A 254-nucleotide genomic window follows, 5' to 3' on the forward strand; every position below is an offset into this window, starting at 1 on the left:
GAGCAGAACATGCGGCAGATGTTGTTGGAAAATCAAGAGTAGTTCTTGCACCTATTCGATTTGGCGCTGGAGCAAAAGGAAAATTAGTAGAAGCCATGCAATGTGGCACACCAAGTATTACAACAACAGTTGGCGCAGAATCGATGCAGGGAAATTTACCTTGGAACGGAATAATTGCAGATAATCCAGAAGAAATTGCCAAAGCTGCAATTGAAATCTATAATAACAAAACCCTTTGGCAACAAGCACAACAA

The 254-nt window shown here is 40.9% G+C and carries 1 protein-coding gene; it reads left to right on the forward strand.

The genetic code is table 11. The features are described 5' to 3' along the window. A partial coding sequence (locus tag H6A60_RS13390; RefSeq protein ID WP_205105352.1) for a glycosyltransferase family 4 protein occupies positions 1-254 on the forward strand: 254 nt, incomplete at both ends.

Origin of the sequence: Sutterella massiliensis, from assembly GCF_016899755.1 — a bacterium.
GTDB lineage: Bacteria > Pseudomonadota > Gammaproteobacteria > Burkholderiales > Burkholderiaceae_F > Sutterella > Sutterella massiliensis.